Below are 22,100 nucleotides of genomic sequence, written 5' to 3'. Positions count from 1 at the left end.
CCGCCACGACGCCGCCTGGCAGGCAAGCCGGACGGCGTGTCACCCAACACCGCAAACGTTCGTGGTCACAGCACTAGCTGGTGCCTTTGCGTCGGCGGCAGGATCCTGCCGCCGACGTGACACGACCGGTGGGAGGCTGATGTGCACGTCGTCATCGCGCCCGACTCCTTCAAGGGCAGCATCTCGGCCGGCGCGGCCGCGACCGCCATCGCGGACGGGTGGCGGTCCGTCCGGCCGTACGACGAGCTATCGACCGTTCCGCTCGCTGACGGCGGCGAAGGCACTCTCGATGTGCTCGCGGCCGCCCACGAGGGTGCGATCTGGCAACAGCGGATGGTCCAGGGCCCACACGGCAACGGCGTGTCAGCACGGTGGCTGCTGCTGCCCGACGGTACCGCCGTGGTGGAGCTGGCCGAGGCTAGCGGGCTCGTTCTCACCGACCGGCTCGACGCGCTGTCCGCCAGCACGTACGGATTCGGGCAGCTGCTCGCTGCCGCCGCCCGTCATCCGTCGGTCTCTCGCCTCGTCGTGACCTTGGGCGGATCCGCCACTACTGACGGCGCCGCCGGGGCGCTGCAGGCGCTCGGCGCGAGATTCACCGACCCGGACGGTCGCGAACTGGCCCGCGGCGGGGGTCAGCTGCGCCACCTCGCGGCGATCGACCTGGAAGGGCTGGTGCCACCTCCTGCGGGGGGTGTCCGCTGCTTGGTCGACGTGACAGCCCCCCTGATAGGTCCGACCGGAGCGGCCGCGCAGTTCGGGCCGCAGAAGGGAGCGTCCGGTTGGGAGGTCCGGCTCCTGGAAACCGGCCTGCGCCGCCTCGCCGACCTCCTACGCGGTGATCCTCGGATACCGGGTTCCGGAGCAGCAGGCGGCACCGCATACGGACTGATGTCCGCGTGGCACGCAGATCTCGTGCCCGGCGCGGTCGAGGTCGCCCGCGTCGCGGGCCTGCCCACCGCACTCCTCGACGCCGATCTCGTCGTCACCGGCGAAGGTCGGTTCGACGAGCAGTCCCTCGGCGGCAAGGTGGTCGGACACGTCCTCGAGCTGGCTGGGGCCAGGCAGCTGCCGGTGGGACTGATCGCCGGCGTGCTGGGCAGCGACCCGCCACCCCCGGTGCGCCACCGGCTGGCGTTGAGCGACATCGCGGGCGGTCCGCAGCAGGCGATAGCGGCGGCGAGGCGCTGGCTCATGGCGTCAGGTGCACTCCTCGCGGAGTCGGTCAGCGCTTGATCCGCGACCGCGCCCGCTGCCAGCGGTCAATGGGCGCGGCGCGGATGGCCGGGTCAGCCAGCGGGTGGCGCCGCTCGTCGCTGTAACGAGGTCCGCGGGGTGGTCGGGCAAGTCCCGATCGGCGTGGTCCGCGTGGAGCAACGCCTCGGCGCCGCTCGGTCCGAGATCATGCTCGACCTCGACGCCCGGGACAGACGATTCATCCTCGACCCCGGATACCGAGAAACTCGGGCGGATCAAGCCGACCGGAACGTACGCCGTTGGCAAGCGCTGGGACGTGGCAGGGAACGCCACTCAATCCCTCGTTCACCGGATAGCGGTCGGTGGCTCATCGCGGCTGAGCGTGACGGCTCCTGCGCCGTTCAGGCCCGTGGGGCGGGGCCGGTCGAGTCGCGTACCACCAGCTCGTGGCCGGTCGCGCGGCGCCGGGGCCGGGTCGTGCGGGGCTTGAGGGCGAGAGTGAGCGCCATGCGTCCCATGTCGGTCATCGGCAGCCGGATGGTGGTGAGGCTCGGCGCGAGGTCGGCGGCGACGGAGACGTCGTCGAAGCCGACGACCGACATCCGTTCGGGCACGGGGATGCGGTGCGCGCGGAGCGTCGACAGTACGCCGATCGCCATCGCGTCGTTGAGCGCGATGATCGCGGTCGTCTCCGGGTGGTCGCGCAGGATCTGCTCGGCCGCCACCTTGCCGCCGTCGCGGGTGAAGTCGCTGTGCACGACGGGCAGGTTGTCGAGGGAGAGCCCGCGCTGGCGCAGGGCCGACAAGACGCCGGCGAGCCGGTCGGCGACGGTGGTGAGTCCCGCGGTGCCCGCGGCGACCGCGATGCGCCGGTGGCCGAGGTTCAGCAGGTGCTCGGCGAGCGCCCGGCCGCCGACCTCGTTGTCCGGCAAAACGGCGTCGACGCCGAGCGCGTGCCGCCCGATGACGGCGAGGCGGCCGCCCTGCCGCTGGAACTCCGACACCTCGGCCCGTGCCTCGGCCTCCACGCGCGGGTCGCTGTAGCCCGACCCGGCGATCAATATGATCCCCACCCGCTGCGCGATGAAATGCCGGAGCTGACGCAGCGCCTCGTGGGGGTCGCGGCCGGTGTGGCTGATCTGTACGAACAGCCCCTCCTCGGCGGCGACCTGGATGACACCCCCGGCGATCTCCGAGAAGTAGGGGTCGTCGAACTGGTGGACAACCAGGCCCACGGTCGAGCTCGCGCCGCCGGCCAGGATGCGGGCGTACGGGTTGGCGACGTACCCAAGCTCCTTCGACACCTGCCGGACGCGGCTGGCCACCTCCTCACTGACACCGTCCCTGCCCGACAGGGCGCGGGAGGCGGTCGCCAGCGAGACGCCGGCACGTTCCGCCACGTCGACGAGGCGCAGCCTCGGGCCAGGCTTGGGCATCGCAACCCCCGAAACACGGATCTCATCTGGCTACTGCCAGTGGAATCGGACACGACCAAGTCTACGAAAGCGCTTTCGTAGGGTCTGATCGTAGCCCTTCAGCATCTCCAGTCCGAGCGGAGCGCGAAGGCGAGGAATACACCCATCGCGCGTGCGAGTCGCTCTGATGCCGAGCTGCCCGTTGGTGACAAACGCGCTGGGCCCTGCGGTTCGGCAGGAACGAGCGGGGTAACTCCGGTCATGGGCGCTGATCGGCACGGCCGGCCCGGCCCCGACACCGTTACCGAGCAGGCCAGGGACATGACGGCGCGGGCCCGGCGCCGCGGCGGTGAGGCCGGCCGGCTGCGGCGGCGACATTTCGAAATCATCCTGGTCGTCGCCGTCCAGTGCGGGCTTGCCGCTGCACTGTCCTGGGTGATCGCGCACGAGGTGCTGGGCAGGACAGCGCCGGTTTTCGCTCCCAGCGCGACGGTCGGCACGATCGTCGCCGCCCTCGGGCAGCGTGCCAAACGTACGTTTGAGCTGATGCTCGGCGTCGGGCTGGGCCTGTTGACCAGCGATCTTCTGGTGCTCTTCGTCGGGTTCGGGCCCTGGCAGATCGGTCTGGTGGTGGCGCTGGCCATCGCCATCGTCGGGATCTTCCCCAACCGACCATCGATCATCCGCCTCGTCGGCGCGGTCCTGGCCGAGCAGACCGACGAGTGGACCGAAGGCCGCCGCTACATGGGCCTAGAACTGCTCGCCAAAGCCCGCCTGGTCACCATCGACGCCGACCAACACGACACCAACCAGCCCGACCCGACCCCGATCGCCGCATAGCATCAGACCGGATCCCGCGATGGCCGTCTCTTACACCACCAGCGCGGACGTGACCCCCGGGCAAGCAGTCGCGCTCTTCGGGAGCGCGTTGCTGGTCGGTCCCGCAGAGGGGACTGATTTTGGCGCCAAGAGGCAGGCTGCACGTTATCGATGGGCCGAACCATGGGACGCGGATGGGCCCGTTCGCACGGGATCGCACCGATCGTGACATTGATTTGAGGTCACGATTACAAATCGAAGTGATGACATCACGTGGGGTTCGCGTAAATAACGCGTGTATAACATCGCACTGATGCCACCGACTTGCCGGCCGCCTCGCCATCGCTTCGCTACCGTTCAGCGAGCGGCAGGACCAACGCCCAAGAGCGTGGCCCCGGGATCGCACCCCGAGGCCACCGTTCCTGCCTGTCGCAACTTCGTCCGTAACGACTTGTGACGTGGTGAGGAACGTGGAAAGAGTAGCCAAAGCCAACGGTCAGGGCCATAAGAACCCCCAACGTGACCTGACCTCGCGAGCTCGCGCTCAGGATCCTCCCGCCGCGCCTCCGCGCCCACGTGGTGACCGCCGGCGCAAGCGGGCAGGCGGGGATGGTTTGGCTCGACGCCAGGAGATCTGTGCGCATGACGATCAGACAGTTCCGGCGGTGTCTCCGCGAGATCGCATTGCTCTGACGTGCGCCTTCATTGGCGGCGGAAGCGTCGCTGCGTGCCTGGTCCTGGCTGCAAACGATGCTCCCGACCTAGCCTTCACCGGCGTGGCGGGCGTTGGTGTGGCTGCCGTCACCGCCGTCAGCATCTACTTTCGACGTCGATGAGGAATGGTGCCGAGCAGGCCTGCTTGGCGCCCGTGGGAACACCCCTCTTGCAACCGGCAGTGCGGCTCAGGACTGTGCCACCCCGCGCCGGTCGCCGTCATCTCGAAAAGTCGGCGGGACGACCTGGGGCCAGCAGAGGGCGACTTTCCTGCCGGCCCCACGACTCCTGGTCGGGCCATGAGGTTGACCCGCCTGGCTCCGAACAGCCATTGGCACCTCCGACGCCAGTCTTGCGAGGCGATCCGCCTCTGCCGCGCCCTGGCCGTCCGGGTCATCGACACCCTCGCACCGCTGCTGGCCCTCGCACCTGTGCGCCGGCGGCCGGTCGACCAGATCGCCATCGTCGACGGCACGGCCGATGACTGTCAACCTCGCGCTCATAGGTCTACCGGGCGTCCTGCCGGAGGGAGCGCCAAAGCCTGAAGGCGAAACGTACTCGTCACCGGTGGGGTACGCGTACCGGGCAACAGGGCAGCAGCACGGCGCTGTTGCCCGGGTACGAGTGCACGTCACTCCACCGTTCGGCCGGTCCAGCTGAAGACGGCCGGGCTACGCGGATCAGCGGTCACCGAGAGCCACTCGCTCGCGCTCGCCCCGAAGGTCTCCAGTCGGGTCAGGTTCGCCACCCCGGCGTAGCCGGGCTCAACCTCGTACCGGTGCTCGTCACCGTGGACCAGCAGCACCGGCTCGCCGTAGGCTCGGGCCTTCTCGACGATGCGCGCCCGAATCTCAGCGAAGCCCAGCGTATCGGTCGGCTCCGCCTGCATCAGCAGCAGCACACCCGCCGCGCCGGTGGCCTTGGCCGTGGCGAACGCGGTGTCGATCCAGTCCAGAGCCGCGGCCTTGCGTGCCTCGAACTCCGCCAGTCGTACCGCAGGCTGGTCGCCGCCCGGCAGCTGCGCCCACGGCGCAAGGTTGTTCTCGCTGCCTACGACGTGCACGCTGGCGAACACCACCTGGCTGCGCCAAAAGAGCACGTTCTCCCGGTACGAGGCGTGCTGCGGGTCAAGCGCCTGGGTCAGCACCGGCACCGACCGCCGGCCGAGGGTCCATCCGGGATTCGGGAAGAAGGTGCGGCGTACCGCCTCCAGCCGCTCCGTAGGCAGGTAGCCGCCCGCCGCCGTACGGTGGCAGTCGGTCCATTCGTTGTCGCCCGGCGTGAGGATGAACGGGTCGGCGAACGTGTCGTACAGGTTCACCAGATCGGCGAAGCGGGCGTCGTCGCAGGTGGACGAGCCGTCCTTGACGTCGCCGGCGTGCAGCACAAAGCGTACCTTCGGATCGGCGTTGATCTGGTCGACGAGGGCGGGGAAGACCGCCCGCTGGGCATCGCCATACGGGGTGTCGCCGAGCACGGCGAAGGTCACCGACCCGGCGGCCGGTCCGGCCGGACCGCTGCCAGCGGGGGCGGCGCTCGCGGCGGCGGGAATACCGCTGGCCACCACCGCGACGGTGGCGGCAGCAGCGAGGACGTGTCGTCTCATGAACCGATTCCTCCAGACCGCGGCCACGACCGGGTTGCCGATAGACAACCGCCGGGTTACCCCGGCCGACGGTCTTCTCTGGCGTCACGCCGACCAGCGCGGCTGCGGCCGCTGGCGGTCCATCGCACGAACTGGTGCTGCTCGACGCGCATCGGGTGTTGACCACCGACCAGTTGGCCCGGGTCACCGGTGCGCTGGCCCGCACCGTCCGGCACTGCCTGGACCAGTTGCGGGCCGCCGGGCTGGCAACCTGTCAGGTCGACTCGTCATCGCCGGCCTCCTCTGCGAACGGGCGGCGAAGTTGGGCGGCTTCGTGGTGGCGGCCAGCGTGGTCGAGGAGGTTGGCCTTCACGATGATGGCCTTGTACAGGTCGTCCCGTACATCCTCCGACTTGGAAGCGGCGAGCCGGGTGAAGGTTGTGATCGCCTCGTCGATCGCCGTTGTCGCCTGCTCAATGTCGGTGCCGGCGGCGGCGCGGACCGCGGCGAACACGCGTTGGGCCCTGGCATGGGTCACCACGTCGCCGGTGCGTGCGGCGAGCGCACCCAGGGTGGTGACGGCCTCCTCGCTGTGCGCCAAGGCGTCGTCGGTGCGGTCCAGCGCCTGTTCGAGGCAGACCATCTGAGCGAGGATCACCGCGCGCTGTCGGATCAGGCTGTAGACCATGGTGGGGCTGAGCGACGGGATCCGGCCGTCCCGGCTCGCGGCCAGCATGCGTTCGTGGATTGTTGCCTCCTCCCGGTAGATCTCGACAGCCTCCTCGAGCCGGTTCGCCTCGATCAGGGCCGCCACGCGCTGAGCGAGCAGCTCGGCCGCGAGGTCCACGCTCTGCTCGGGGAGGAAGGACAGGACCGGGATCCCGCGTTCGCGGGCGGCGTCCAGCAGGGGATGGTCCGGCTCCGGCCTGGGCGCGGGCGGCGGTTCCTGCGCCGGTTCCCTTCTGGCCTGGTCGATCCGCCACCAGCGCTGGGCATCGCCGACCCGGTTGTGCCGCATCTGATGGTCGGCTAGGGTCCGGATGGCGTCGGCGTGGCCTGCCTCGGCGGCGCGCTCGAAACTGGCCTCGGCCTCGGCGTGCCGGCCCTGCTCGGCCATCAGCAGGCCCAGCCGGTAGTCACCGTCGGGATCGCCTGCGTCCACGGCGGTGCGGAACCAGTGCTCGGCGTCCCCAATGTCACCGTCGTCCCACATGACTGCGCCCAGCGACACCATCGCGTTCGTCGCGCCCGCCTTGGCGCCCCGCCCAAACCAGTACCGCGCCGTGTCCCGGTCTCCCTGGTTCCAGTGCAGCACGCCTAGGTTGTGGCAACCTGCCGCGATCCCGGCGGCGACGGCCCGGGTCCACCACGTCTTCGCGTCCGTTGTCCGGCCGAGTTCCAGATACAGGTGACCGAGGTTGTACATCGCCTGTGGCAGGCCCGCCTCGGCGGCGCGCCGGTAGTGCTCCTCCGCCTCGGCGGTGCGGCCGGCCTTCACCAGTCGCACGCCCTGGTTGAAGATGTTTACGACCTCGGCGTCGGCTGCGGCGGGCGGCTGAGGCCGGTCGGCCGCGTCGAGGACGCGGAGGTTGCCCATCGTCGTGTCCAGCAGGGACTGATAACCGTCATCGACGAGCACCAGGCGCTCGTAGAGTGCGACAGCCTCGCGCAGGGATGCCACCGCGTCGTCCCGGTTTGTGCGTGCAAGGACCGCTCCGTGGTTCGCCAGCGCGTGCGCCAATATGGCTTGATGGGCGACGCGGTTGACCCGGACTAGCCGCCTGGCCAGCGTCACGGCCTCGTCGGCTACGCCGACAGCCTCCTCGTCCCGGCCGACGTCGGCGAGCCGGCCTGCGTAGTTCAGCAGTGACAGGGTCAGGTCGGCGGTGTACGCGTTCGGGTTCAGCGTGACCAGGTGGCGGCGGATCGCCACCGCTTCCTCTGTCAACCGCAGCGCCTCCGCGCTGTGCCCGAGCCGGTAATGCGCGGTCCCGAGATTGGTCAGCGCCCGCGCCATGCCCGGCAGGTGCGTCTGCGGCGCGGCGTCCACCAGGGCCCGGTAGATGGCGACGCTCTCGACGAGTTTCTCCAGTGCGGCCTGGTCCTGGCCGACCGCCAAGAGGCGGGTGCCCAGACCGTTAAGCGCGAACGCGAAACGTGGCGGGTCGGCCAGATCGGTTCCGGCCAGCTCGCGGTGGATCGCAACGGATTCGCGGGCCGCCTCAACCGCCTGGGTGCGCTGCCCGATGTTCTGCAACTGATTGCCGTGGTTGGCCAGGGCCAAGGCCAGATGGGGACGGCACTCGTGCTGGTCCTTGAGGACGCCCGCGCGCAGCAGCTCGACCGCCCGGGCGGTGAAACCGACGGCTTCGTCATGCCGTCCCAGATCCGACAGGTAGCCGCCGATGTCCATCGTGCACACCGCGACCTGGATCCCGTACGTCTGCGGATCAAGCTCGTTGAGCCGGTGCAGGGCGGCGAGGGCCTTGTGGTTGGCGCGGATCGCCTCCTCCTTGCGCCCGGCGTAGGCCAGGCGCACGCCGAGCCGGGAGTACCAGGACGCGGCATCCTGCAGCCGGGTCGTGTCGTCCACCCGTTCCCGGACCAGCCGGCCAGTCACCGCCGCTGCACCGACGTCGAGCTCGACCTGCCGCCCCTCCGGGAAATGCACCTCGATAACACGCAACACGTCGGTGTCGACGTACGTGGCCTCGCTGAGCGCGACCAGAGCCGCGCTGCCCGCCTGGACCGCGACGTCTGGCCGCTCTCTCAACAGCGTGCCGAGCTGCGCGCCCACATGCGGCCAGCGGTCAGCGGCCGAGGCAAGAACCGTGACCGTCCGGCCCACCGAAGTCGGAACAGGCGCGCTCGGCTCGTCCAAGCCGAGCAAGGCACGGGGCACACCGGTGGCCCAAGGATCCGGGTCGTAGCCGGTGATGTCGTGGCCGGGCATCAGCAGGGCGACGAAGTCCTCCGCCAGCCGGTCAGGATACAGCGGCTCCAGCACCTGAGCGCGATCCAGCGGCGGGTAACAGAACCGGTGGTCAGTTAGAACCCGGTCCACCGGCGCCAAGCCGAGACGGTTGAGCCGGGCGGCGCCATGTTCGTAGGAGACCGCGCCGCCGAGAACCGCGGCGAACACCGCACGGGCCATCACGGTCGGAGAGGTGTCGAACTCCTCACCCTGAAGCCGGGACCCGTACTGGCGACGCCACCCCATGCGCTCGCGGTCGAGCAGGTATGCGGCAATGCCCTCGACGCTGTCCGGCATCGGGCTGCCGGGGTACCGCGCGGTGAGCGCGGCGACAAGGGCAGCCATGTGCAGGGCCAGCACCTGGCCGTAGGCCCGGCCGTCGAGTCCCCGCGCGGTCTCGATGATCGGCTCGCAGACCCCGAGAACGGCGCCGAACCGGTCGCGGGCAGTGGCGAACACCCGCTCGCGGTCCGGCACGCTCCCGGCGAACTCGCCCAGCAGCAAGTCCTTAACCGCGGCGCCGACCGACCGCAACTCACCACGCAGCGCGGCCCACCACTGCACGGTTCGGCCGATCAGCAGCACCCGCACGGCGGGGCCTGCCAGCAGCGGGTCACGCATCAGGTCGACCAGTTCCGGGTGCGCCCAGCGGTCGGCATAGTCGACCACCACCAGCAGCCCGCGGGATCCAGTCCGGACAGGTTCCCCATCCGGCCGCTCGGGCGCGGCGCCGTGGCGAGCTTGCGCCACGTCCCACCCGGCCGCGGCCGACAGCTCGGCGAACCGCGCCGCCAGCCGCGTCTTCCCCTGCCCGCCGGGGCCGTGGAGCAGGAGTGCGGACGAAGCGACGTCAGCGTCGCGCCAGTCGGTAAGCGCGGCGAGTTCGTCCTCGCGGCCGCTGAACGGGACGATCTGGCTGCGCGCGTCCAGCAGCCTGCTCGGCTGGTCGGCGAACCGGTCAGCATCCAGCACCGGGGCAAAGGAGAACCGCTCGAGCCGGTACACCGGCGCCGCAGTGGTGAAGGTGACGTCGCCGATGTGCACGCCGGTGTTGGCGTACCCGGCCCCGCCGGCCGCGACGTGCTGGTCGATCGCGCCGGTCCGCTCGGCGGTGGTGTCCCCGGCCTGGTCGCTCGGGGACGGTGGCGGGTCGGTGCTCATCGGCCGGGGTGCAGGTCGCCGATATGTACGCCGGTGTTGGCGTACCCGTCGCCGATCTGGTGGACCGCGCCGGTATTCACCGCTCGCACCCAGGTCTGCTGCGCGGGCGGCAGCACCGCCGTGACCTTTTCGGTCAACGCGCGCAGCTCGCGGGCGGCCTCGCCGTCGGGGGCGTCGGCGTGTTCGGCGAGCAGGTCGGTCAGGCGGGTCTGCCAGGCTGGCAACAGCCTCTGGCGGACGTGGTCGCGGTCGGCGGCGTCGGCCTGCTCCACCGTGCGGGCGTCTGTGTCGAGCTGCGCTGCGGCCAGCTCGCCGCGGCGGTCACCGCTGCGACGGAACAGGGCGACGATCCCGATGCGGGCGGTCTGCCAGGCGTCGGTGGCGGCCGCGCCGAGCAGCGCTCCCGCCCCGCTCGCCGCCAGCGACACGATCCACTCTGCGACCATGACCTGCTCTCCTCGTCTGCTCGATGGGTGAACGACTACGCGCTGCCGGTGGACGGTTCGGCGGGGGCCGGATAGTCCGCCGCCAAGGGGTGAGTCGGTTGGTCATGTTGAGCGTGACCTCGCCGTAGGGCAGCACGTGGGTCCAAACACGCCCGCAACCGCACCTGGCGGATCGTCATGTTGTCGGGGTCGAACAGCACCTGTCTCTTCACGTCTGGGTAGTCGGGCGCTGATGGCCCTTCCCACCACCGTCTCCATGACCACCGCCCGCCAGGACCTGCGCCGTCTCGTGATGGCCGGCTCTAACGTGTCGACGGCCTTGGAGACCAGCGGCAGTTGCCCGAGCAGCCCGGGATGGGTGCGGAGGAACCGGTGAGCCGCGATCCGGCCCGGACGGAGCTCCGGAGAAAGGAGATGTCCCCATGTCCGTCAAGTTTGGTGGGTGGAGCCACTGGTTCCACTGTCCGCTGTACGACTTCCAAATGCGGGCAGCCACCAGATGGCCGTCGAACTGCGCATCGCGGACGCCCGCGACCGGCATCGCGACGGCTGCCCCGGCCGACTCATCGACCCGCTCCGCCTTAGCAGGATGACGTGCGCGCAGGCACTCTCCGCAGCGGTGCTGTCCGGCGACTGACACGGCTGCTCACAGGGGGCGGTGCGGCCCGGCTCAGACGCATCGCTGCCTGTTCGCCCACCGCCGTCAGCCTGGCGCACTCGGGCAGCAGAGCCCGGATTTCGTCGGGCCACCAGAAATCAAACACAATCATTCCGGCGGCCCAGCGCAAGGCGGCCGGTTGTCAGCTGGTTTGGCCGGACATCGGGAGGGCGATGGCGGTCAGCGCGGCGGCGGCTCCGAGATGTATGTCCGCGAGGACCACATCCTCGAACAACTCGACTGATGGCTCACCCGAGCCTTCTCGCCCAGCCGACTCACCGCAACTGTCCAAGCCATGGCCGACGCGCAGCACAACGACGTCGACCAACAGGCGATCAAGGCGACAGGGGAAACCTCGCCACCTGCGCCTCTCGGCTGGACCGCTACCGCGCCGCTCTCGACGGCGGCGCCGATCCCACTGTCGCCAGCCGATGGATCGTAGAAGCCCTGGGAAACATCAGCGCCGCGCTCCGCGACGCTGACCCCGCAGACAAGGCATTGATTCACCGCGAACTTGGGCTCACCCTGACCTACGGGCCGACGACCCGCACGGTGTCCGCTCAGGCGACCCCAAGTGGATCATGTACTAGATTGTGTCCGAGGGGGGACTTGAACCCCCACGCCCTATACGGGCACTAGCACCTCAAGCTAGCGCGTCTGCCATTCCGCCACCCGGACCTGCACGTCCAGCCTACCGCGCCGGCCGAGGTGATCTTCTCACCGGTCGGCCGCCCGGCGGGCCGCACGGGGAGTTACTGTACACCGCCCCCGTGGATCATGCACATCGGCGCCCGGCCGGTGGGCGGAACCGGACGAGCGGGCCCTTCCGGGTAGCGTCGGAGCGCATCGTGCCGGCAGCATGACGACGTGTCGCATCCCTCTCCCCTGGCCGCCGTCCAGCACCGGGCCCTCGCTCTGCGCCACGCGGGTGACCTGACCGCCGCACGCCGGTTGCTGGGCGAGGCCGTCGAGTCCGCCGGGCCGCCGTACGGTCCGGACCACCCCGACGTGCTGAGCACCGCTCACCTGCTGGCCCGGCTGCACCGGGAGGCCGACGACCCGGCCGCCGCACGCCGGGTCCTCGAGGAGGCGTTCGCGGCGGGCGAGCGCCGCTGGCCGCACGCCGACCCGCTGATGCTGGCGCTCTCCTTCGAGCTGGCCACCGTCGCCGACGAGCTCGGCAACCGCCACGAGGCCCGCCGCAACTACCGCCGCGTCGCCACCGCCGGGCCCGCGGTGCTCGGCGCCGACCATCCGGCGGTACGCGCGGCGCGCGAGTACCTCGGCGACGCCGCCCCCGCCCCGGCCGACACCGCACCGGGTACGCCGAATGTCGAATCCCGCACCGCCGACCAGCCCTCCGCCCTCCCTGTGTCGGCCGGGCTGGCGCCTCCACCGGTCGGGCACCCCGTCGCCCCGTCCCCCTCGCCGGCTCCCACCGGCGCGGGCTCCTCCGGGGGCGTGCCGGATCTCGCCGCGCTGACCGGGCCGACGGTGTCCCTGGCGGTCCTCACCACCTCGTGGCGACCACACGACGGCGCGACGACGGTCGCCCGGCCGCCAACCGCTCCGGTTCCCGGCCCGCCCTCTCCACCGCGACCGACCGCCGCGACGCCGCGCCGGCCCGCGGCGCAGCAGGCGACTGCCCCGAGCGGCGTCCCGCCCACGCCGCCGCCGGCCACCGCCTCGATCCAGGTCCCGCCCACGCCGCCGCCGGCCTCCCCGGTCCAGGTCCAACCCACGCCGCCGGCCACCGCCCCGGTCCAGGTCCCGCCCACGCCGCGGCAGGTGGTCCTGCCGACATCCGGCCCGCCCGCTTCGACGCAGGCCGTCCCTCCGGCTTTCAGCCCATCCACGCGGCCGCCATCCGCAGCCGAGCCGTCCGGGCCCGCCTCCACGTCGGGGGCAGTCGCGGAGCCCGCCACCGCGCCGGCACGCCCGGCGACACCCCGGACCCACCCCTCGGTGTACGCGACACCGCCCGCCACGGACACCCCGACGAAGTCCTCGTCGCAGGGATCGCCATGGTCGGCGTTCCAGCCGGTTCGGCCGTACTCCGAACCGAGCCCGCGACCGCCGGTGCCCGACCCCGTCCCGGGCGGGCGGGCGGCCCACGGCCAGGCGCTCGGCGCGTCCGCGCGACCGCCGGCCACACCACCCACGCCCGGGCGGCCGGTCAGCGACATGGTTCCGGCCGACGCGGCGGATGGTCGGGACGGCATAGTGGCCCCCGTCTCCGGACCGCCGGCGCCGCCCGACGCGTCCGCCGCGCGATCCGGCGAGGCGGCGGTGCCCGGAGCGCGCTGGGACACCCCGACGGTCCAGGTGCGGCAGATCGAGCCGCTGCTCGCCGAGGAGACCGCGATCGCGCGCGGCGGCGCTCAGCCCGGTGCCCATGCGCCGGCGGTGGCCCCTCTGCTCGAGGGCGAGGACGCTGGCAACGCCAACCCCGGCCCGAACCACCCGGTGAGCGGCCCGCCGTGGGTGGCACCCCCGGTCACCCCGTCGCCGGTCAGCGGGCCGCCCGGGCCGCCATCGCAGGCCAGCGGGCCTCCCTGGTCGCACTCCCCGGTCAGCGCGCCGCCGGTGAGCGCGCCGCCGGCCCGACCAGCGGTCAGCGGACCGCTCAACCCCTCGGTCAGCGCCGCGCCCGTCCCGCCCTGGGTGATGGCCGCCTCCGCCAGCAGCGTGCCGGCCGCGAGCCCGACGAGCAGTCCACCGGGCGGCGCGCAAGCCACCTACCCGACGACCGGTACACCGGGCGGCGCACCGGCCGCGTACCCGATCAGCGGTTCTTCGGGCGGTGGGTTGTCCGCGTACCCCTCTAAGGGGCCGGAGGGGCGCGGCCGGAACCGGACGGCGGTGATCGCGGTGGTGGCCGCCGTGGGGGTGGCGGTGGTGGCCGCCGGGGTGGGCGCGGTGGTGCTCGGCCGCGACGAGGCGGCGCCGGCGTCCGCTCCCCCGGCGCCCACGACCCCGAGCGCGAGCCCGAGTGCGGTGGCGGGCGTGCCGCCGACGGACCTGGCGCTGCGGGACGACTCCGCCACGATCACTCTCACCTGGACCGACCCGACGGGTGGCGCGGTGCCGTTCATGGTGGCCGCCGGTCGCGCGGGGCAGGGTCTGGGCGTGCTGGCCAGGGTGGACCCGGGCGAGACGAGTTACACGGTCAACGGGCTGAACTCCCGGGTGGACTACTGCTTCACGGTGCTCGCCGTGTACTCGACGGACACGTTCGCCACCTCTGGGCAGGTCTGCACGGACCGGGCGGGGTGACGGGCGGGTCGCACACGCTGTGTGTCCACAGAGGGACGGTACGGGTTCCCCTGGCCACGGCTAGGCCCATATGATGGCACCCGGCTTCAGGGGAGGGTCGCCGTTTTCCGGCCCGTCACCTGCTCAAACGACACGGGGAGGCAGCCGGTTGTGGCCACCGTCGACGACGCCGTGAACGCCCCGCCCCGCCGGTTCCGGGGTGGGCTGGTCACCGTCGCCACGGTGGCGGCCCTGCTGGCCGCGCTGGGGCTGACCGTGCTCGGCGTCGGCGCCGCCGACAACGCGGTGGCCAGCTACGACGCGAGTTCCTGGCTGTGGAGCAGCGCGCGCAGCGAGCTGGCCCGGGTCAACGGGGTGACCGCGCGGGTGGACACCCGGGTGGAGGTTCCCGGCGCGCGGCGGCACCCGATGCAGGTCACCCAGACCGATCGGCTGCTGGTCCTGCGGGACCTGACCACGGGCCAGGTCAGCTCACTGGACCTGGCGACCCTCCAGATCACCGCCACCTCGCGCACTACCCCCGGTCTCGGTGTGAACGTCGCGCTCCACGAGGACGCGGCGTTCGTGGTGGACGCGGTGCAGGGCGTCGTCCGCCAGCTCGACCCGCGCTCGCTGGCCCCGGTCGGCGAGCCGGTCCGCTACCCGCCGGGCATCACCGGCGGGTCGTTCGACGGCGAGGGTCGGTTGTGGATCGCCGTGCCGAGCGAGGGCACCGTCTCGGCGGTGACCGCCGCGCCCCTGCCGTCCGCGCCGGCCTCCGCCGCGCCCGCCGGCGCGGGTCTCAGTCCGAAGCGCGTCGAGACGTACGAGGTGGCCGAGCCGAGCCACGAGCTGGTGGTGTCCGCCCTGGACGACGGGGTGGCGGTGCTCGACCGGACGGCGGGTGTGCTGGTCCTGGTGCGCCGGGGCGACGTGACGAGGACACCGCTGGCGACGTCCGCGCCGGCCGCGCTACCTGCCCGCACCAGCGGGCCGGCGGTGCCGGTCACGGTGCCGGCCGAGCGGCGCGTGCACGTCGTCACCGACGGCGTGGTGCGCAGCTTCACCGTGCCGGGCAGCGGGGCCGGCCTCGGTCCGGCCGTGTCATGGGCCGGGCGGATCTACTGCGCCGACGAGGCGACCGGCACCGTGTACGCGTTCGACGGAGCCGGCCAGCTGGTCGGCTCCGTGAAGGGCCGGCCGACGGGTCCGCTGGAGCTGGAGGTCCGGGAGAACCACCTCTTCATCAACGCCCCCGACTCCTCGACCGCGCGGGTGGTGGACGACCGGCACCAGATGCGCGAGGTCGACAAGTACGCCAACGACGTGCTCGGTGGGGACCCACCGCCGGCTCCCCCGCCGCCGCCCCCGCCGAAGAAGCCGACGGTGGGCAAGCCGGGGCCGCCCCGCACGGTCACCGCCGCCGCCGGCAACGCCCAGGCCCGGGTGAGCTGGCGGGCCGCCGCCGCCAACGGCGCCGAGATCACCAGGTACGTGGTGACCGGTGGCGGCCAGCGTGTCGAGGTGGGCGCCAACCAGCGCGCGGCGGAGATCAAGGGCCTGACCAACGGCGAGACGTACCGGTTCTCGGTGTTCGCGGTCAACGCCAAGGGCGACGGCCCGGCCCGCAGCAGCAACCCGGTGACGCCGACGGCGGCGGTGCCGGACCCGCCGGCGAGTGCCACCGCCGAGGCACGGCCGGACGGCACGGTGGTGGTGCGCTGGCCGGCGGCGAACGGGCAGGGCAACAGGATCGCCCGGTACGCGGTGACCGCCACCTCGGCCGGCACCAACGCCCCCGCCGGCGAGTCGACGAAGACCGAGCTGGTGGTGCCGGCCGGCGAGCTGGAGTACGGCACGCAGTACGCGTTCACGGTCGTCGCGGTGAACGACAAGGGCGCCGGGTCGGCGGCCTCCCCGGTGAGCAACACGGTCGTGCCGTACGCGGCGCCCGGGCGGCCGGTGGACCTGCGGGCGACCACGGTGCCCGACCAGCCCGGCACGGTCGCGGTGCAGTGGGCGCCGGCCGAGGCGAACGGACGGCCGGTGACGGGGTACCTGGTCGACGTGGGTGGCCGGCGCAGCGAGGTGACCGACACCCGCACGACGGTGAGCGGCCTGGGCAACGGGCAGAACGTGACGGTGACCGTCAAGGCGGTCAACGAGGCCGGCCCCGGTCCGGAGGCCACCACCACCGCCCGGACGGTGGCCGAACCGCGGGTGACGGTGACCGGCTCGTCGGCGACCGCCACCGCGGCGACGGTGACGTTCACCGTGGACGCCGGCGGCGGTCAGGCGACCTGCGCGCTCAGCACGGGCGGCGAGCCGGCGAAGACCGGCCCGTGCTCCCGGATCACCATGTCCGGGTTGACGCCGGGCACGGCGTACACGTTCACGGTGACCGCGAGCAACGCGGCCGGCAAGGGCACCGCCACGCGCGCCCAGGCGACCGCCGCCCTGTACGGCATGGCGACCTGCCGCAACGGCGACTCAGGGGCGGAGGCGACGTACTGCGACGCGGACGTCGACGGCCGCAACGGTAACGAGGTCTTCTCCGTCCCCCGTCAGGACAACAAGCGGCAGGTCGGGTGGGCGCGGCCGGGGACGCGGCTCAAGGCGTTCTGCAGGAAGCAGGGCGAAGAGGTGTACGCGTACATCTACAACGACCACAAGCGCAGCACCTGGTGGGTGCAGGTCGACTACAAGGGACGCAACTACATCCCCTGGGCCTGGCTGAACCTCGACGGCGGCGACGACATCGGCGTCCTGCCCACCTGCTGACCGGACGCCAGGCAAGGAGCACCACCCCGTGAATCCCCCCGAGCCGCTCACCCAGCCGGAGGTGCAGGGCTTCGCCGCGCTCGCCGCCCGGCTGGCCGAGAACGTCAACGCGGTCGTGCTGGGCAAGCCCCAGGTGGTGCGGCTGGCCCTGACCGCCCTGTTCGCGCAGGGGCACGTGCTCCTGGAGGACGTGCCGGGGGTCGGCAAGACCACCCTGGCGCGGGCCGTGGCGGCCACCGTGAAGGGTGAGTGGCGGCGGATCCAGTTCACGCCGGACCTGCTGCCCTCCGACGTGTCCGGGGTGACCATCTTCAACCAGGCGACGCGGGGCTTCGAGTTCCACCCGGGGCCGGTGTTCGCCAACATCGTCATCGCCGACGAGATCAACCGGGCCTCGCCGAAGACCCAGTCGGCGCTGCTGGAGGTGATGGAGGAGCACACGGTCACCGTGGACGGCGTCCGCCATCCGGTACCGCAGCCGTTCCTGGTGGTGGCCACGCAGAACCCGGTGGAGATGGACGGCACGTACCGGCTCCCCGAGGCCCAGCTGGACCGCTTCCTGGTGAAGCTCTCGGTCGGGTACCCGGACGAGGCGGTCGAGGTGGAGGTGCTGCGCGGGGCGACGGTCCGCTCCCCCGAGGCGCTGACGCCGGTGACCGACACCGCCGCCGTCGGGGAGATGGTGCGGATGGCCCGGCGGGTGCACATCGCCGAGCCGCTGTACGCGTACGCGGTCAAGCTCGCGGCCGCGACCCGCAACCACCCGCAGGTCCGCGTCGGGGTGAGCCCCCGGGGAGTCATCGCGCTGACCCGGGCGGCGTGCGCGTACGCGCTCATCGACGGGCGGGGCTGGATCATGCCGGAAGACCTGAAGACCCTCGCCGAGCCGGTGTTCGCGCACCGGCTGCTGCTCACCCCGGACGCGCAGGTGCGCGGGGTGACCGCGGCGGAGGTGCTGCGCCAGGCGGTCGCCTCGGTGCCGGTGCCGCTCCCCTCGGGGCAGCCGGCCCCGGCGCGGAGCTGACCGGACGCTGCCGTGGGGATCACCGCCCGAGGTGTCGGGCTGCTCGTCGCCGCCGTCGTGTTGCTGGCGGTCGGCTTCCGGTTCGCGTACCCGGAACTGGCGCTGCTCGGCGCGGCGGCCTCGACCGCGGTCGGGTACGCGCTGGTCGTCGCGGCGTGGCGGCCCCGGCTGGAGGTGGCGCGCCACGCCGAGCCGGACCGGGTGGCCCGGGGTGAGCCGGCCGCGATGACGCTGACCGTGCGGAACACCGGGCGGCTGCGGGCGGCGAGCCTGGTGGCCGAGGACCGGTGCGGCGGGGCGGCCGTGCCGGTGCCGCTGCTGCGGCTGCGTCCCGGGCGGGACACCACGGTCCGGTACGACGTGCCGACCGCGCGCCGGGGTGTCGTACCGGTCGGGCCGCTGCGGGTGACCCGGCGGGATCCGCTGGGGCTGGTGGCGCTGTCGCGCCCGTACGGCGGGACGGTCCCGGTGTGGGTGCACCCGCGGATCCACCCGCTGACCGCGGTGCCGACCGGCGCCGGCCGCAGCCTGGACGGCCGGGTGGACGCCGTGCCGCACGGCTCGATCACGTTCGACTCGCTGCGGGAGTACGTGGTCGGCGACGAGCTGCGCCGGGTGCACTGGCGGACCAGCGCGCGGGTGGGCGAGCTGATGGTCCGGGAGAACGTCGACACCAGCCTGCCCCGCCTGGTGGTGCTGCTGGACAACCGGGCGACGGCCCACCCCGATCGGGTGGACGGGGTGGCGGAGTCGTTCGAGTCGGCGTGCGAGGCGGCGGCGTCGGTGGTCACCGCCGCTGTCCGCGCCGACCTGCCGGTGGTGCTGCTGCTGGCCGCACCGGAACCGGCCGGCACGGCGCAGCCCGGCGCGGCTCCGCTGGACCGGCTCGCGGCGGCGCAGCTCGGCGAGGACACCCTCGATGCGACGCTGAGCCGGCTGCGGCGGGACCGGGCCGGCGACACGCTCGTCGTCCTCACCGGCCCCGGCGGGCAGGACTCGCTCGGGCGGATCGGCGCGCTGCGGGGCGCGTACCCGTCGGTGGTGGTCGGGGTGTTCGGGGCCGCGCAGCCGGCGCACGCGACCGAACTCGTGGTGATCGACGCCGCGGACGGTGCCGCCTTCGCCGCCGAGTGGGACCGGGTGCGGCGATGGTGAGCGCGCCCGGCGACACGGCGCCCGCCGAGGCCGCTCAGGAGGTGTTGGCAAGGGACCCTTCTACAACGCGAGGCGTTAACCGGGGGCCCTTCCTTACCGACGTGGCGGTGGCGGTGGCGCTGGTCGGGATGGTCGCGCTGGCCGGGGTGGCGCTGGGGCGGGTGTACGCCGACGGGCTGATCACCGGACTGGTCGCGGGGGCGGCGGCCGGGTCCGTGCTGGTCGGTGTGGCGTGCCGGCGGCTGCCGTCGTGGCTGGTGGCGCCGCTGTCGGTGCTCGGCCTGGCGGCGTGGGCACTGTGGTCGCTGCGCCTGGCCGCGAGCCGCGCCGACCTGCCCGGGCCACTGGTCGAGGTGGCCGCCGACGCCGCCCGCAACGGCATCCCCCGGCTGCTGACCGCGATGATCCCGGTCGAGCCCACTCCGGACACGGTGCTGGTTCCGGTCGTCGCCGCCTGGCTGACCGGCCTCGCCGCCACGGAGGTGGCGCTGCGGGCGGGCCGGGTGCTGCTCGGGTACCTGCCGCCGGCGCTGCTCTACGCCGGCGCGCTCTACGTGGTCGGCCCGAACGCCGACCCGGCGGTGCGACCGACGCTGGCGTTCGTGGCCGTGGCCGTGCTGGGGCTCGCCGTTCCGGGAAGAGCCGGGACGGCCGCCGACGACCCGGCGACGGGTCTGCCGCCCGCGGTGCGGGCGGCGGTGCGGGCCCGGCTCGCCGGGGCGTCCGCGGCCGGAGTCGCGGTGGTGCTCGCACTGGCCGCGCTAGTCGGTCCGGCGCTCGCCGGGCAGGTCGGGGGCCGCCCGGTGGACCCCCGCCGGTACGTGGAGCCGCCCCGGGTGGACACCCTCGACGAGAACCCGCTGATCCGCATCTCCGGCTGGGCGCTGAACCCGGACCAGAAGCTGCTGGACGTGACGACGCGGCCGACCCCCGGCGCGGACGCGACCGCCGCCGGTGCCGAGCCGGCCGCCGGTGCAGGCCTCGACGACGTGCGGATCCGGCTGGCGGTGCTGAGCGACTACGACGGGGTCACCTGGCGGGTCGGGGCGAACTACCGCAACGCCGGCCGGATCCTGCCCGCCACGGCCCCCGCCACCGGCAGCACCGTCGAGACGTTACGGCAGGACATCACCGTCGCCGACCTGACCGGGCGGCTGCTGCCCGCCGTCGCCACCCCCCGCGAGGTCACCGGGGCACGGGTGGCGTACGACCCGGCCACCGGGACGCTGATCCGCCCGGAGGGGCTGACACCCGGGCTGCGGTACACGGTGACCTCCGCCCGGGAGCGGCCGGACGCCAACCTGCTGGCCACCGCGAACGTCCCGGCCGGCGACGACGTGGCCCGGGCGCTGCGGGTCGCCGACGGGGTGCCCGACCCGCTGCGCCGTCTCGCCGCCCAACTCGCCGAGTCCAACGGGGCACCGTACGCGCGCGCCGCCGCCGTCGAGCAGTTCCTCGCCGAGCACTACCGCCTCGTCGCGGACGCGCCGAGCGGACACGCGTACCCGAACCTGGCCTTCTTCCTGTTCGGGCCCCGCAACGCGGGCGGGCAGCGCGGCACGTCGGAGCAGTTCGCGGCGGCGTTCGCGGTGCTGGGCCGCCTCGCCGGCCTGCCCACCCGGGTGGTGGTCGGCTTCCAGTCGCCCGGCACCGGCCCGGTGCGGGCCGGTGACGCGTACGCCTGGCCGGAGGTGCTCTTCGACGGGCTCGGTTGGGTGCCGTTCGACCCGCTTCCCCGGCCGGACACCGAGCCCCGTCCGGTGGAGGAGGACTTCCGGCCGCCGCCGGAGGAGCCGCCGCCGTCGGAGGCGCCGCAGCCCACCCCCGAGCAGACGCTCTTGCCGGAGGCGGTGGCGGCGCCGGGCCCGCCGGCCCACACCGGCGGCCCGTCCACGGCGGCGCTGGCAGGCGGCGGCGCCGGCGGCACCCTGCTCCTGGTGGCGGCGCTGCTGCTGACCCTGCTGTGGCTGCGCCGCTCGCTCAGCCGGAACCGGTTGCACCGGGGTGACCCCGGCGAGCGCGTCGCCGGCGCCTGGCGGGAGGTGACCGACGCGCTGCGTCTCGCCGGCCATCCGGTCTCCGGCGACCTGGCGGCCACCGAGGTCGCCGCCCGGGCCCGCGAGATCCTCACCGACGCCGAGACCGCCCGATCCGCACCGTCCACTGCGGACCGGGAACCCGGGGGTGCACCGGCGCAGGCGGGTGTCCGGGAGTTGGCGGGACTGCTCAACCAGGCGGCGTTCGCACCCGGCACGGTCGCCGAGGAGCAGTCGGCCCGGGCCGTGACCGGCGCTCAGGCGTACGTCGCGGCGCTCCGCGCCGCCCGCCCCTGGTGGCGCCGCCTCCTCTGGTCCGTCCATCCCGGTCCCCTGTTCCGGGCCCGGCGTTCCGGTCGGCCGACGTGACGCCGGCAGCGGACGATGCCGTCGTACTCGGATGATGGTGGGCCGGTGCTCACGCCGCGTGACGACCGGCTGATCGTCATCCGATCATGAGGCGCACGCGGCCGACAGCGCCGCCAGGAGGCCGGCCGGGTCGTGCACGACCCGGTGCCCGTCGCCGATGACGCGGCGGGTGCCGGCGTCGACGGGCTCGGTGTGCGCCCAGCTCACCGGGACGACACCCATCTCCACCTCGAACCCGGACGGCCGCCGCACGCGGATCTCCTTGAGCGGCGGCCCCCACTCGGCGAGCCGGGTCACCTGGCCGCCGAGCAGACCGGTCCAGAGGTCCGCGTCCGCGTACCGCGGATTGTCGGTGAGGACCACGAGGTCGAGGTCGGAGTCCATCCGCGCGGCCCCGCGCGCCCAGGAGCCGACGACCACCACACCGCGGACGTCCCCGCGTTCGGCCGCCCACCCGGTCACCAGGTCGACCACCGACTGCGCCTCCCGGGACCGCTCCTCCGTCACCATG

The 22,100-nt window shown here is 73.1% G+C and carries 11 protein-coding genes, 1 tRNA gene and 3 pseudogenes; 9 read left to right on the top strand and 6 right to left on the bottom strand.

The genetic code is table 11. The annotated features are described in order from the left end of the window. The first annotated feature begins 141 nt into the window (after positions 1–141). Positions 142–1,236 (top strand): glycerate kinase, encoded by a 1,095-nt coding sequence (locus ACTMS0_RS09115; protein ID WP_441154650.1) that lies wholly within the window; start codon positions 142–144, stop codon positions 1,234–1,236. A 362-nt stretch (positions 1,237–1,598) separates the two neighbouring features. Here ACTMS0_RS09115 and ACTMS0_RS09110 read toward each other — a convergent pair whose 3' ends face one another. Continuing rightward, a complete protein-coding gene (locus ACTMS0_RS09110; RefSeq protein ID WP_441154649.1) occupies positions 1,599–2,633 on the bottom strand; it encodes a LacI family DNA-binding transcriptional regulator in 1,035 nt (344 codons plus the stop codon). A gap of 240 nt (positions 2,634–2,873) precedes the next feature. Between ACTMS0_RS09110 and ACTMS0_RS09105 the strand changes: the two are divergent. Then, positions 2,874–3,245: pseudogene (locus ACTMS0_RS09105) on the top strand (FUSC family protein); the annotation flags it as partial. 15 nt (positions 3,246–3,260) lie between these two features. Next, positions 3,261–3,452, top strand: a pseudogene (locus tag ACTMS0_RS09100) (transposase); the annotation flags it as partial. A 1,324-nt stretch (positions 3,453–4,776) separates the two neighbouring features. Here the strand turns inward: ACTMS0_RS09100 and ACTMS0_RS09095 are convergent. The 3 genes from ACTMS0_RS09095 to ACTMS0_RS09085 all read right to left on the bottom strand — a co-directional run bounded on the left by ACTMS0_RS09095 (position 4,777) and on the right by ACTMS0_RS09085 (position 10,311). Continuing rightward, positions 4,777–5,751, bottom strand: a complete 975-nt coding sequence (locus ACTMS0_RS09095; RefSeq protein ID WP_441154648.1) for a metallophosphoesterase — start codon at positions 5,749–5,751, stop codon at positions 4,777–4,779. Between the two features lie 253 nt (positions 5,752–6,004). Further along, complete coding sequence (locus tag ACTMS0_RS09090; protein WP_441154647.1) at positions 6,005–9,865, bottom strand: tetratricopeptide repeat protein; 3,861 nt, start codon at positions 9,863–9,865, stop codon at positions 6,005–6,007. Then, positions 9,862–10,311: a hypothetical protein gene (locus ACTMS0_RS09085; protein WP_441154646.1), complete on the bottom strand. Its 450-nt coding sequence runs from the start codon at positions 10,309–10,311 to the stop codon at positions 9,862–9,864. The genes ACTMS0_RS09090 and ACTMS0_RS09085 overlap by 4 nt, the downstream gene beginning before the upstream one ends. 499 nt (positions 10,312–10,810) lie before the next feature. Between ACTMS0_RS09085 and ACTMS0_RS09080 the strand changes: the two genes are divergently transcribed. Further along, positions 10,811–10,948 carry a hypothetical protein gene (locus ACTMS0_RS09080; protein WP_441154645.1) on the top strand — a complete coding sequence of 46 codons (138 nt, stop codon included), beginning with the start codon at positions 10,811–10,813 and terminating at the stop codon, positions 10,946–10,948. A 615-nt stretch (positions 10,949–11,563) separates the two neighbouring features. Here the strand turns inward: ACTMS0_RS09080 and ACTMS0_RS09075 are convergent. Further along, positions 11,564–11,647, bottom strand: a tRNA-Leu gene (locus ACTMS0_RS09075). 189 nt (positions 11,648–11,836) lie between these two features. Here ACTMS0_RS09075 and ACTMS0_RS09070 point away from each other — a divergent pair. The 5 genes and pseudogenes from ACTMS0_RS09070 to ACTMS0_RS09050 all read left to right on the top strand — a co-directional run. Then, positions 11,837–12,284: pseudogene (locus ACTMS0_RS09070) on the top strand (tetratricopeptide repeat protein); the annotation flags it as partial. A gap of 2,111 nt (positions 12,285–14,395) precedes the next feature. Next, a complete protein-coding gene (locus ACTMS0_RS09065) occupies positions 14,396–17,005 on the top strand; it encodes a fibronectin type III domain-containing protein (RefSeq protein ID WP_441154644.1) in 2,610 nt (869 codons plus the stop codon). A gap of 28 nt (positions 17,006–17,033) precedes the next feature. Beyond that, positions 17,034–18,029: an AAA family ATPase gene (locus ACTMS0_RS09060; protein WP_441154643.1), complete on the top strand. Its 996-nt coding sequence runs from the start codon at positions 17,034–17,036 to the stop codon at positions 18,027–18,029. A 12-nt stretch (positions 18,030–18,041) separates the two neighbouring features. Continuing rightward, positions 18,042–19,184: a DUF58 domain-containing protein gene (locus tag ACTMS0_RS09055; protein ID WP_441154642.1), complete on the top strand. Its 1,143-nt coding sequence runs from the start codon at positions 18,042–18,044 to the stop codon at positions 19,182–19,184. Continuing rightward, positions 19,160–21,589 carry a transglutaminaseTgpA domain-containing protein gene (locus ACTMS0_RS09050; RefSeq protein ID WP_441154641.1) on the top strand — a complete coding sequence of 810 codons (2,430 nt, stop codon included), beginning with the start codon at positions 19,160–19,162 and terminating at the stop codon, positions 21,587–21,589. Before ACTMS0_RS09055 ends, ACTMS0_RS09050 begins: the two co-directional genes overlap by 25 nt. A gap of 84 nt (positions 21,590–21,673) precedes the next feature. Here ACTMS0_RS09050 and ACTMS0_RS09045 read toward each other — a convergent pair whose 3' ends face one another. After that, on the bottom strand, positions 21,674–22,099 hold the full coding sequence (locus ACTMS0_RS09045; RefSeq protein ID WP_441154640.1) for a nucleotidyltransferase domain-containing protein: 426 nt from the start codon (positions 22,097–22,099) through the stop codon (positions 21,674–21,676). Position 22,100 lies beyond the last annotated feature (1 nt).

The organism is Micromonospora sp. H33 (assembly GCF_052068455.1).
Classification (GTDB): Bacteria; Actinomycetota; Actinomycetes; order Mycobacteriales; family Micromonosporaceae; genus Micromonospora.
Note: the sequence above shows the minus strand (reverse complement) of the source record. Positions and strands in the feature narration are given on the sequence as shown.